Raw genomic sequence first — 11,649 nt, 5'->3', positions numbered from 1 at the left:
CCCGATGCCCCGCCTCCGGAACCCGAGCGCCCTCCTCGCGCTCGCCCTGCTCGCCTCGCTCGCGCTCTCCTGCGCCTCCCTCGCGGGCGCGAAGCGCGAGTCGGCGCTTCGCCGCGAGCTGAACGGGTACCAGCTCCCGCGCCCGCTGGCGGCGGTGTGGCCAGACGCGCTGCGGGTCCTCTCCGAGCGCGGTGTGCAGCTCGTCGGACGCGACCGCGCGACCGTCGGACAGCCCGAGCAGAACACCTGGGGCCAGCTCCTCAGCAAGGGCTTCGAGACGCGCGAGGACGGCGGAGGCCGCTGGGTGGCCGAGTCGAACGCGGACGGCGAGCGCCGGCGCTTCCGCGTGCAGGGCACCGACCTCGGGCGCGGCACCTCGATCGTGCGCTACGTCTCCATCCAGGCTCACCCCGACGATCCGGCCGAGGACGAGGCGCGCGCCATCGACCTCGAGCTGGCGCTGGTGCAGCGCGTCGACCCCGGCGCCGCGGCGCGGATGCTCGCCGCGGCCCCGCCCTGACGCCCTCCCCGGGCACTGACGCGCACCCGGGCGCAGGGTCTGTCCCGCGCCACCCACCGAACCAGCCGCCCCATTTCCCAGATGGGGGTGAGTTGCTGTACGCTCGAGTGGATGCCTGTCTCGCTGCTCGCCACGCTGGCGGCCTTGGCGCTCGGTGCGGGCGGCGCACCGCAGCAGGCCGTGCGCGACACGGCGCTGTCCGCCTCGACCTCGGTGCCGGATCGCGCCGTGCTCGGCGAGGCGCTCTCCGCGTCGGGAGGCGCCGAGGCGCTGCGCGACGCGGCGCTGGCCGCGCTCGCTCCGCCGCCCGAGAAGGTCGTCCGCACCACCCGCTCCTTCGGCACCGTCACCATCGACCACCGCGCTCACCTGGCTCGCAAGGCGCACTGCGCCGACTGCCACGGCAAGGGGCCGGTCACGAAGATCGAGTTCACGCCGCGCGTCGCCCACGACCGGTGCATCGGCTGCCACCGCGAGCAGCAGCGCGGGCCGATGGCTTGCCGGCAGTGCCACGAGGTGAAGCCGCCCCCCGCGCCCGCGATGATGCAGGCGAAGGCCGAGCCGCCGCCGCAGGCCGCCGCGCCCACCGCCGGCGCGCCCGCTTCGCCCGCGGCCGCCGCCCCCGCCCTCGCCGCGGCCGCGCCCGCCACGAGCGGGGTCGCCGCCCCCGCCGCGAGCGGCGTCGCCGCGCCCGCTGCGAGCGGCGCCGCCCCGCCGGCCGCGGCCGGCGCCCTGATCGCGCGCTCCACCCCCGCCGACCTGGACTCGCCCGTGGATCGCGACCGGCGGTTCACCCGCATCCTGTCGGCCGGCTTCGCGGGCTCGAGCGGCGCCGGCCAGGGGGCGTCGGGCGGGCCCGCCTTCTACTTCACGGCCCGCCAGGACGGCTACCTGCTCTCGGTCAGCGTCGAGACCCCCGGCCGGACGCTCGGCCTGCTGGGCGGCGGCACCGTCATCCCGCTCCGCCCCCGCTTCAACGCGATCGTCCTCGGCGTCGGCGGCTTCGACGCCGCTCAGCGGCCGTCGCTCAACATGATGCCAGCGCTCGGCGGCCGGGTGGGCGTCGAATGGCTGGGCAATCGATCGACGGTCGGCCTCACGCTCACCGGGCTCTCGGACCTCACCCGTCCGTCCGACGGCGCGGGGGGGAGCGTCGGAGGCTTCACGCTCTCCGTCGCCGCCTCGGTGGGCTGGGTGGTCGCGGACTGAAGCCCTGGGGCCTAAGCCATCGTCACTGCAGGCGTTTCTTGCGGTGACGGGACCTCGCGTCAGACCACTGTGCGTCTCTGGTGTCATCCCACACGTGCCGCAATAATGCTACGTGTAGGCGGATGACCCAGGTGCGCCCCTCCATGAACGAACAGCTCTTCGGAAGCGCCCGTGCTCACGGCCACCTCGCGGAAGACGGGCGCCCGAGGCTGCCCGTCTCGGTTCCGAGCTCGTGTGACGTTCTGGCGCTCGTCCTCGGGCGCCGCTTCGCCGTCGAGTACCAGCCCATCGTGGACCTGCACACCGGCGAGACGATCGGACACGAGGCGCTCTCGCGCTTCTTCGACGCGCAGGGCGGCCCCGTCTCGCCGGGCGCGGTGTTCGCGCGCCTGCACGAGGAACCCTCGCTCCTCCTGTACGTGGAGGCGGAGACGAAGCGGTTCCAGATCGAGAACGCCCCCGACGGCCCCCTCCACCTCAACGTGGACCCCGACAGCTTCCATGCGGGCCGGAACGGCAGCGCGAACGGGCTCCTCGACGTGATCCAGGCGCGGGAGCAGCCGGTGGTGGTGGAGGTCATCGAGACGATGTGCTTCGCCGACGCCCGCTACGGCCGGGAGCTGGTGAGCGCGCTGCGCGAGCGCTCGATGCCGGTGGCGCTCGACGACGTGGGGGCGCCCGACGCGCTCCTCTCGCTCGAGACCCTCAAGGACGCCGACGTGCTGAAGCTCGATGCCTCCTGGCTCGGCCGGATGGGCGACCCCCGCGAGCGCGCCATCCTGGAGGCGCTGCTGGGCCTCGCCCGTCGGCTCGGCGCCCGCACCATCCTCGAGGGCGTGGAGACCGAGTCCCAGCTCGAGCTCGCCGCGGCGCTCGGGGTGGACGCAGTGCAGGGCTTCCTGTTCCGCGGCCAGTTTCGGACCCGCGCCGCGTAGCCGTCCCGCAGCTGCGGCGTCCTGCCGCAGTCACAAGGGGGCCACCTCCGACCTCCTCCTCACAAGCAGTCGCCCGCCGGCTCGGGCTGACAGCGAACTTCATGGTCTCGCAGGATGCGGGGGCTCAGCCGTCGCCGCCGCCGTCCCAGGAGCGCTCGCGGGGGGCGCTCCTCGGATTGGCGGTCGGTGACGCGCTGGGCACCACGCTCGAGTTCAGCGAGCCCAGGGCACCGCCCTTCCCTACCCTCGCCCGCGGCCCACACCGCGAGATCCTCGGCGGCGGCCCATTCCGGCTCGTGGCGGGCCAGGTCACCGACGACACGCAGATGGCCTGCTGCCTGGCCGCCTCGCTGCAGGCACGGGGAGGCTTCGACTGCGACGACGTCGCGTCGCGCTACGTGGCCTGGCAGGAGGCCGCGTTCGACATCGGCACCCAGACGGCCGCGGCGCTGAACGCCATCCGCGAGGGCCGCCCCGCCCAGCGCGCCGGGTTCGAGCTGTGGAAGCGCGCCGCGCGCCGACCGGCCGGGAACGGCGCCCTGATGCGCACCGCGCCCATCGCCGTGCTCCTCGCCGGCGCCGGGGCGCGCCGCGCGGCGGCCCTGGCCGACGCGGCCATCACGCACTTCGACCCGCGCTGCCGCCTCGCCTGCGCCGCCTTCGACGCGGCGCTGGCGGCGGCCATCGAGGCGGACGCGCGGCCCGAGGCGATGCGCGACGCCGCCCTCCGGGAGCTCCCGCTCGCCGCGGAGGCGCTGCGGGCGGAGGGCGCCGGCGCGCGCGACGTGGCGAGCGCGGCGCGGGCGCTCGAGCTGGACCTCGCGCTCGCGGGGGAGCCGGACCCGCGCCTCCACGGCCGCGACGTCCACCTGCACCGCACCCAGGGCTTCGTGCGCGTGGCGTTCCGGCTCGCCTTCTGGGAGCTGCTCCACGCGCCGAGCTTCGAGGAGGCCCTGGTCGACGCGGTGAACCGGGGCGGGGACGCCGACACGAACGGCGCCATCGCCGGCGCGCTCGCCGGCGCCGCGCACGGCGAGGCCGCCATCCCCGCCCGCTGGCGCGAGGCGGTGCTCGGCGCGGTCCCGGCGGCGCCGGGGCCGCTCCGCGACCTCTACCATCCGCGGACGCTGCTCGCGGCGCTCACCCCTCCCCCGCCGCGCTGACGCCCCTCGCCCTCCGCTGGGCCCGCGGCGTGCCATACTGCTCCCATGCTGGGGCTCCTCCTCGCCGCCGCGCTCGCCGTCCCCCCGTCGAGCGCCGTGGTCGCCCGGGTCGAGGACGAGGCGATCACCTCCGACGAGGTGGCGGCCCGCGCCCAGGATGCGGGGCTCCCGATGCTCGCCGCGCTCGAGGCGGAGATCCGCGAGGTGCTCCTGGCGCAGGCGGCGCGCGCCGAGGGGCTGCAGCGCGAGCCCGAGCTCGCGCAGGCCGTGGCCGCCGCGCGCCGGCAGCTCGCGGTCGAGAGCCTCCTCGAGGCGGAGGTGTGGCGCGCGGTCCGCGTCACCCGCGCCGACCTCGTGCCGCCGTTCCACGCGCGCGAGGACCAGGTCCGGCTCTCGCTCGTGCTGCGCGCCACCCGCGAGGAGGCCGAGCGCTCGCTGGCGCGGCTCCGGGGCGGCGAGAGCCTCATCGACGAGGCGAAGGGCTCGCCCGACCCCATCATCCAGTCGAAGTCGGGCGTGCTGGGGTGGGTGGCGCGCCGGAACCTCGCGCCCGCGCTCGCCGAGGCGGCCTTCGCCGCCCCGCTCGACACGCCCACCGGCCCGGTCCAGGTGGCGAAGGGGTACACGATCTTCGTGGTGCACGAGCGCGAGATCGCCGACGAGGCGCGGCTCCCCGAGGCGGACCCGGAGCTGCGCGCCGAGGCGGAGCACCGCCTGCGGCAGGCCGCGCTGGAGCGGTACGTGGCCGGGCTGCGGCAGCGCCAGGCGCGCGCGGACCAGCGGCAAAAGGGGCCGCCGGCCGCGCTCGACGATCAAGCGCTCCTCGAGCGGGAGGCGCTCGCCCGCGGCCACGGCCGGGGGCCGGAGGTCGAGGCGCAGCTCCAGCTCTTCGAGCGCAAGGCGCTCGCGCGCGCGCTGGCGAGGCGCACCGCGAGCGCGGCGGGCCTCCCCTCGGACCGCGAGATCGAGGCGCGCTACCGCGAGCAGCTGGCGGTGGTCACTCCCGCCGGTGCGCGGCCCTTCCAGGAAGTCCGGGCGGTCATCGGTGAGCAGCTGCGCCGGGAGCGGGCCCAGGCGGCGGTGGACGCGCTCGTCGCGCGGCTGCGGCGAGGGGCGCGGGTGGTCCTGGACGAGGGGTCGCTGCCGCCGCCGCCCTCGGGACGGCGCTGAATCAAGCGCGCGGCGTGCTCTCGCAGGGCGCCTCCCACGGGCGGGGTTTCCTCTCACCCGCGCAGGCGGTTCTTGCGGCACTTCACCCACTGAACCCAGAGTTTTCTTACCCCTAGTGACGACGATCATGCAGTTCCTGCGTTGCGTGCGGCACGTTGCCGCACGCGAGACGCGGAGTGTAGGCAGGCTCGCCGACATTTGCTAACCGTGACGCCTTCGCAGCTCGGCTCGGCTCCAGCACCCGACTCCTCGCGCCCGCGAGGCGTGGCGGCGCGCGGAGCGTATGGGGGTTCACGATGCCATCACGTCCGGGTATCCCGGCTCCGCGCATGCACCGGGGAGCGCTGTGCTCCCTCGCCGCACTGCTCCTCGCCTGTGGCGGACAAGGCCCGGCCGCTACGGGAGCGGGCTCCGCCGCCGCGACGCCGCCGGCCGCCTCGCCGGCCACTGCCGCCCGGCGCGTGGCCCCGGGCGCTCGCGCGCTCAACGCCCCCACCGCGGCCGCCAGCCACCAGGAGTTCAAGGCGGCCGGGTACACGTGCGCGGACTGCCACCCGTGCGGCGGCATCACCACCGGCCACGGCGCCACCTGGATGGACCCGGCGAGCCCCGCCTTCCACGCGCTGGCCGCCAACCGGAAGCTCTCCGACTGCCAGACCTGCCACGGCGCGAACCTGGACGGCGTCGGCGGCCAGACGACCGTCGGGTGCCAGAGCTGCCACGGGCCCACGTGGCGGACGAGCTGCACCATGTGCCACGGCGGCACCGATGGGACGACCGGCGCGCCGCCGAAGGCCACCTACGGCAACTCGGGCGACGCCGTCCGCGTCGGCGCGCACACCGCGCACGTGGCGGGCAGCGCCACCGCCCAGGCGCTCGCCTGCGACGTCTGCCACGTGGTCCCGACCGACGCCCTCGACCCGGGCCACGTCGACGGCCCGAACGCCACCGTCACCTTCGGCGGCCTGGCGGTCCAGGGGGGCGCCACCCCGGCCGCCTGGGACCGCGCGGCGCCCACCTGCTCCGGGACGTACTGCCACGGCAACTTCAAGAACGGCAATGCGCAGAACGCGCCCGACTGGACGCAGGTCGGCAAGGAGCAGGCGAAGTGCGGCACGTGTCACGCGCTCCCGCCGGGCGGCACGCACCCGTCCGTCCCGGGCGACCTGACCGGCTGCGCGACGTGCCACCCCGCCTCGGTCGACGCCGCCGGCAAGGTGCTGCCTGGGCCGGGCGGGAAGCACCTCGACGGCGCGGTCGACGTGACCGCCGGCCACTCCACCACCTGGATGGCGCCGGTGAGCCCCGACTTCCACGCGACCTCCGCCAACCGCGGCCTCGGCGCCTGCCAGAGCTGCCACGGGCAGGACCTCGCGGGCGGCTTCACCGGCGTCTCCTGCGCGCAGTGCCACGGCGCCGCGTGGGCGACCACCTGCACCATGTGCCACGGCGGCTCCCACGAGCCGAGCGGCGCGCCGCCCAAGGCGACCTGGGGCCACGCGGCCGACCTCGTCCGCGTCGGCGCCCACACCGCGCACGTGAAGGCGAGCGCGTCCGCGCCGGGTTACGACTGCGCGCTCTGCCACGTGAAGCCCGCCGACGCCTTCGCCCCGGGACACATCGACGGCGCGACGGCGGCGGTCCAGCTCGGCGGGCTCGCGCTCGCGGGCGGCGCCGCGCCGCCGCCCTGGAACCGGGCCGCGCCCACCTGCGCCAGCACCTACTGCCACGGCGCCTTCCCGAACGGCAACGCGCAGAACCTCCCCGACTGGACGAAGATCGGCCAGGGCCAGGCCTCCTGCGGCACCTGCCACGGCCTCCCGCCCGGCGGCGCGCACCCGGCGGTCGCTGCCGAGCTCACCGGCTGCGCGGTCTGCCACCCCGACTCGGTGGACGCCTCGGGCGCGGTGAAGCCGACCAGCGCCGGCGGCAAGCACCTCGACGGCGCGGTGGACGTGAAGGCGAGCCACGACCCGAGCTGGGTCGATCCGGCCAGCGCGAGCTTCCACGCCCTCTCCGCGAACCGGGGCCTCGCCGCCTGCCAGACCTGCCACGGGCAGGACCTCGGCGGCGGCTTCGCCGGCGTCTCCTGCGCCCAGTGCCACGGGGCGGCCTGGAAGACCACCTGCACGATGTGCCACGGCGGTACAGACAACGCGACCGGCGCGCCCCCCAAGGCCACCTGGGGCCAGTCCGGCGACGCCGTGCGGACCGGAGCGCACGGCGCGCACGTCGGCGGCAGCGCCCGCGCGCAGGCCTACGACTGCGTCGTCTGCCACGTCACCCCGGCCGACGCGCTGAGCGCCGGCCACGTGGACGGCCCGCTCGCGACCGTGACCTTCGGCGGCGTCGCGACCACCGGCTCGCTCGTCCCGACCTGGGATCGCTCCTCGGCGACCTGCGCCAGCACCTACTGCCACGGCGCGACGCTCCAGGGCGGCACGAACACGAAACCCACCTGGACCACGCTCGACGGCACGCAGGCGAAGTGCGGCACCTGCCACGGCGCGCCGCCGCCGGCGCCGCACCCGGCCGTCTCGGGCGGCCTCGGCTCGTGCGCCATGTGCCACCAGGGCTCCGTCGACGCCACGGGCGCCGTGAAGCCCTATCCGGCTGGCCAGCACCTCGACGGCACGGTCCAGAACAACGCCTACCACCCGGCCAGCTGGGGTGATCAGGCGAGCCCAGGCTTCCACGCCTTCACGGCGAACCAGGGCCTCGCCACCTGCCAGAGCTGCCACGGCGCGGCGCTCGACGGCGGCTCCGCCGGCGTGGCCTGCGCGCAGTGCCACGGGGCGGGCTGGGCGTCGCGCTGCACCACCTGCCACGGCGGCACCGACAACGCGACCGGCGCGCCGCCCCGCACCACCTGGGGCCAGGCGGCCGACCTCGTCCGCGTCGGCGCGCACTCGTCCCACGTCGGCGCGAAGCTCTCCTCGCCCATCGACTGCGGCGCCTGCCACGTGAAGCCGGCCGACGCCTTCGCGGCGGGCCACCTCGGCGCCGGGTCGGCCGAGGTGAGCGCCTCGCTCGGCTGGGACCGCGCGAGCGCCACCTGCGCGACCGCGAGCTGCCACGGCACCGCGCTCTCCGGCGGCACCCTCACGAAGCCGGTCTGGACCAAGGTGGACGGCACGCAGGACGCCTGCGGCACCTGCCACGGCCTCCCGCCGACCTCCGGCCACGTCGCGCGCACCGACTGCGGCACCTGCCACGCCGGCTACACCGCGACGACGGTCAACGCCGCGGCGCACGTGAACGGCAAGGTCGACGTGGTCCCCATGACCTGCAGCCTCTGCCACGGCGACGGGACCCGCGCCGGGATCTCCGGCGCGGATGCGAACGTCCAGGCGGCGCCGCCGGTCGACAGCCACGGGAGCGCGGCGGTGACGGCGCGCGGCGTGGGCGCCCACCTCGGCCACGTGAACCAGGCCAACTTCCGGGCGGCGCCGATCGGCTGCGCGGAGTGCCACTTCAACGCCGTGCCGGCGGCGGGCGACACGAGCCACGCGAACGGCGCGGTCGCCTTCGCCTTCGGCCCGCTGGCGAAGAACGCGAGCTGGGGCGGCGTCACGCCCAACCCCACCTGGAACGGGACGAGCTGCGCCAGCACGTACTGCCACGGCGCGTTCAAGAACGGCGCGAACGCGACCATCGCCTGGGCGCAGGACGTGACGCTCTCGTGCACCTCCTGCCACGGGGCGCCCCCCGGCGGCGGCCACCCGCAGAACACCGCGTGCGGCAACTGCCACACCGGCTACACGGCGACGAGCGTCAACAAGGCAACGCACGCGAACGGCGCGCTCGATGTCGTGGCGATGACCTGCACCTCCTGCCACGGCAAGGCGGGCCAGACCGCCACCGCGGCCGCGCCGCTCAACGCTGCCCCGCCGGTCGACACGCTCGGCGCCTCGACCGGCCTCCGCGTCGGCGCGCACCAGGCCCACGTGGCCGGCAAGACGTACACGAGCGGCATCGCCTGCCAGGACTGCCATCCGAGCGTCGGGACCTACACCTCGACGCACGCGAACGGCGTCACGAACGTCGCCTTCACGAACGGCACGAGCGCGAGCTTCAACGTCGGCACCTATACCGCGCGCAGCGGGACGACGGCCGCGAGCTGCGCCTCGACCTGGTGCCACGCCGTGAAGGACGTGAGCGGCTCGAGCTCCGGCGGCACGCTGCAGACGCCGGCGTGGTCCGGCAGCATCACGTCGTGCACCGCCTGCCATGGCACGCCTCCGAGCACCGGCCGGCACAGCAGCGAGAGCGCGCACCGGGTGTCCTGCAGCTACTGCCACGGCGGCACCTACACCAGCACGACCGTGGACAAGACGCGGCACGTGAACGGCGTCATCGAGGTGAACGGCTCGCGCATCCGCAGCTGGAATGCCTCGACGCGGACCTGCTCCCCGACCTGCCACGGCAGCGAGACCTGGGACAGTGGAAGCGGCGGCAGCGGCGGCTGGGGCCACTAGCGCACCGAGGGGGAACCGAACCATGACACGCTCGAGCTTCGAGATGCCGATTCACCAGCTCGCCCTCCTCTGCTGCCTTGGGATGGGCCTCGTCCTCGCCGCCTGCGGCGGCACCGCGCCGTCCGCCGCGACCGGCACCGCCGCCAAGGCAGCTGCCTCGAAGGCGCTCACCGCGCCGGCCACCTGCACCGGCAGCGGCGCGCACGACAAGCACGCCGCGATGGGGATGGACTGCGCCGTCTGCCACCCGGACGGCGGGACGTACGGCTTCAGCGCCTACGCCTATCCCGGCGGCACCGGCACGGCCGGCGGCACGGTGCTGGTCGGCTCCGCGGCCGGCCAGACCACCTGCGCCGTCGCCTGCCACGCGCCGCTCGGGAGCGATCCGCACTACGTCACCTGGGGCACGGCGGGGCCGCTCGACTGCACCGCCTGCCACAGCACCACCGCGCTCGCGCCGGGACACCCGAAGCTGCCCGACGCGGTCACCCGCGACACCTGCCTCGGCTGCCACGACCAGTCGCAGCACACGAGCGGCAAGGTGAAGCTGCGGGCGCACGAGCCCGCCTGGATGGCCCAGACGGATCCGAGCTTCCACGCGTTCTCCGCGAACCGCGGCCTCGCTGCGTGCGAGGACTGCCACGGCCGCGACCTCACCGGCGGCGCGAGCGGCGTCGCCTGCGCCTCCTGCCACGACGCGAACCTGCCGGCCGGCGTGACCACCTGGGCGAAGAACTGCACCATGTGCCACGGCGGCCAGAACGACGCGAGCGGCGCCCCGCCGCGCACCACCTGGGGGAAGGACGCCGACCTCGTGCGGGTGGGCGCGCACGCCCCGCACGCCGGCGGCAGCGCGCTCGCGCCCGCCTTCGACTGCGAGCTCTGCCACGTGAAGCCGGCCGACGCCTTCGCGATCGGCCACCTCGACGGCGACACCGCCACGGTGACGTTCGGCGGGCTCGCCCTGCGCGTCGGCGCCGTGGCGCCGGCCTGGGACCGGACCACCGCCACCTGCAGCAACACCTATTGCCACGGGACGGCGCAGCCCGTCTGGACCGGCGGCCCGTCCCAGGGCGCCTGTGGCACCTGCCACGGTCTCCCGCCCGCGACGGCGCAGCACCCGGTGGTGGCCGCCGAGCTGACCGGCTGCGCGGTCTGCCACGCGAAGACCATGGACGCGGCCGGCCAGATCATCCCGCCCAGCCAGGGCGGCATGCACCTCGACGGCGTGGTGCAGTCCACCGGCCACGACCCGTCGTGGATGGACACGGCGAGCACGAGCTTCCACGCCTACGCGGCGGAGCGCGGCCTCGGTCCTTGCCAGGCCTGCCACGGCCAGGACCTCTCCGGCGGCCTGGCCCAGGTCGCCTGCGGCCAGTGCCACGACCGGACGCAGCCCGACGGCACCGTCCTCGCGTGGTCGAAGAACTGCCTCATGTGCCACGGCGGCGTGGACAGCCAGACCGGCGCCCCGCCCCGCGCCACCTGGGGCAACGCCGCCGACCCGGTCCGCGTGGGCGCCCACACCCTCCACCTCGCGGGCAGCGCCCTCTCCGGCCCGGTGGCGTGCACGAGCTGCCACACCGCCATCACCGACGTGTTCACCCCTGGCCACATCATGAACGGCATGGCCCACCTGACGTTCGGCGGGCTCGCCACGGCGGGGGGCGCCAACCCCTCCTGGAACCGCGCCACCGCGACCTGCGCCAGCACGTACTGCCACGGCGGTTACTCGGGGACGTACACGTACACCGCCTGGGACTATTCGGTCGATCAGCCGGTCCAGGTCACGACCAGCTACAGCGGCGGCAACGGCCTCCCGCTCTGGACCGACGGGCCGATGACCTGCACCTCCTGCCACGGCAACCCGCCGAACAAGAACGGGTACTGGCACGTCGGCCACCCCGGCGGGAGCCAGTGCGAGCTCTGCCACCCCGACGCCTCTTCCGGGAGCGCCGGCTCGGTCATCACCAACCCGGCGCTGCACGTGAACGGCACGGTCGAGGTCACGCCGACGTGGAAGTCGACGTGCTTCGGCTGTCACTGACGGTGGCGACCGCTTCCTGAATGGACCGGCGCCCCTTCCCGGCACGGGGAGGGAGCGCCGGCCGCTTCAGCTCACGAGGGGCGCCTGCGGCCCGTCGCCGCGGTTTGACTCAGCGCCAACTCGCCTC

Annotated in this window: 7 protein-coding genes; all 7 read left to right on the top strand. The window is 75.6% G+C overall.

What is annotated here, in order from left to right; all coding sequences use genetic code 11:
* The first annotated feature begins 4 nt into the window (after nucleotides 1-4).
* The 7 genes from HWY08_RS09190 to HWY08_RS09160 all read left to right on the top strand — a co-directional run bounded on the left by HWY08_RS09190 (nucleotide 5) and on the right by HWY08_RS09160 (nucleotide 11,522).
* Nucleotides 5-520, top strand: a complete 516-nt coding sequence (locus HWY08_RS09190; protein ID WP_176064580.1) for a hypothetical protein — start codon at nucleotides 5-7, stop codon at nucleotides 518-520.
* A gap of 111 nt (nucleotides 521-631) precedes the next feature.
* Nucleotides 632-1,729, top strand: a complete 1,098-nt coding sequence (locus tag HWY08_RS09185; RefSeq protein ID WP_176064579.1) for a cytochrome c3 family protein — start codon at nucleotides 632-634, stop codon at nucleotides 1,727-1,729.
* Nucleotides 1,730-1,872: 143 nt separating this feature from the next.
* Nucleotides 1,873-2,664: an EAL domain-containing protein gene (locus HWY08_RS09180; RefSeq protein ID WP_176064578.1), complete on the top strand. Its 792-nt coding sequence runs from the start codon at nucleotides 1,873-1,875 to the stop codon at nucleotides 2,662-2,664.
* Between the two features lie 101 nt (nucleotides 2,665-2,765).
* Nucleotides 2,766-3,827 (top strand): ADP-ribosylglycohydrolase family protein, encoded by a 1,062-nt coding sequence (locus HWY08_RS09175; RefSeq protein WP_176064577.1) that lies wholly within the window; start codon nucleotides 2,766-2,768, stop codon nucleotides 3,825-3,827.
* Between the two features lie 45 nt (nucleotides 3,828-3,872).
* Nucleotides 3,873-4,997, top strand: a complete 1,125-nt coding sequence (locus tag HWY08_RS09170; protein ID WP_176064576.1) for a peptidylprolyl isomerase — start codon at nucleotides 3,873-3,875, stop codon at nucleotides 4,995-4,997.
* A 461-nt stretch (nucleotides 4,998-5,458) separates the two neighbouring features.
* Entirely contained in the window at nucleotides 5,459-9,475 is a 4,017-nt protein-coding gene (locus HWY08_RS09165) for a CxxxxCH/CxxCH domain c-type cytochrome (RefSeq protein ID WP_176064575.1), read from the top strand.
* A 22-nt stretch (nucleotides 9,476-9,497) separates the two neighbouring features.
* Complete coding sequence (locus tag HWY08_RS09160; RefSeq protein WP_176064574.1) at nucleotides 9,498-11,522, top strand: CxxxxCH/CxxCH domain c-type cytochrome; 2,025 nt, start codon at nucleotides 9,498-9,500, stop codon at nucleotides 11,520-11,522.
* The last annotated feature ends 127 nt before the right edge of the window (nucleotides 11,523-11,649 follow it).

Source organism: Anaeromyxobacter diazotrophicus (assembly GCF_013340205.1).
In the GTDB taxonomy this organism is placed as follows: Bacteria; Myxococcota; Myxococcia; order Myxococcales; family Anaeromyxobacteraceae; genus Anaeromyxobacter_A; species Anaeromyxobacter_A diazotrophicus.
The sequence above is the reverse complement of the archived record's forward strand: the minus strand, read 5'-3'. Positions and strand labels throughout refer to the sequence as shown.

What these genes read in the sequence shown, in the direction of transcription:
- HWY08_RS09160 (WP_176064574.1), top strand. Translation starts at nt 9,498, where the DNA reads ATGACACGCTCGAGCTTCGAGATGCCGATTCACCAGCTCGCCCTCCTC.
- HWY08_RS09175 (WP_176064577.1), top strand. Translation starts at nt 2,766, where the DNA reads ATGGTCTCGCAGGATGCGGGGGCTCAGCCGTCGCCGCCGCCGTCCCAG.
- HWY08_RS09190 (WP_176064580.1), top strand. Translation starts at nt 5, where the DNA reads ATGCCCCGCCTCCGGAACCCGAGCGCCCTCCTCGCGCTCGCCCTGCTC.
- HWY08_RS09170 (WP_176064576.1), top strand. Translation starts at nt 3,873, where the DNA reads ATGCTGGGGCTCCTCCTCGCCGCCGCGCTCGCCGTCCCCCCGTCGAGC.
- HWY08_RS09185 (WP_176064579.1), top strand. Translation starts at nt 632, where the DNA reads ATGCCTGTCTCGCTGCTCGCCACGCTGGCGGCCTTGGCGCTCGGTGCG.
- HWY08_RS09180 (WP_176064578.1), top strand. Translation starts at nt 1,873, where the DNA reads ATGAACGAACAGCTCTTCGGAAGCGCCCGTGCTCACGGCCACCTCGCG.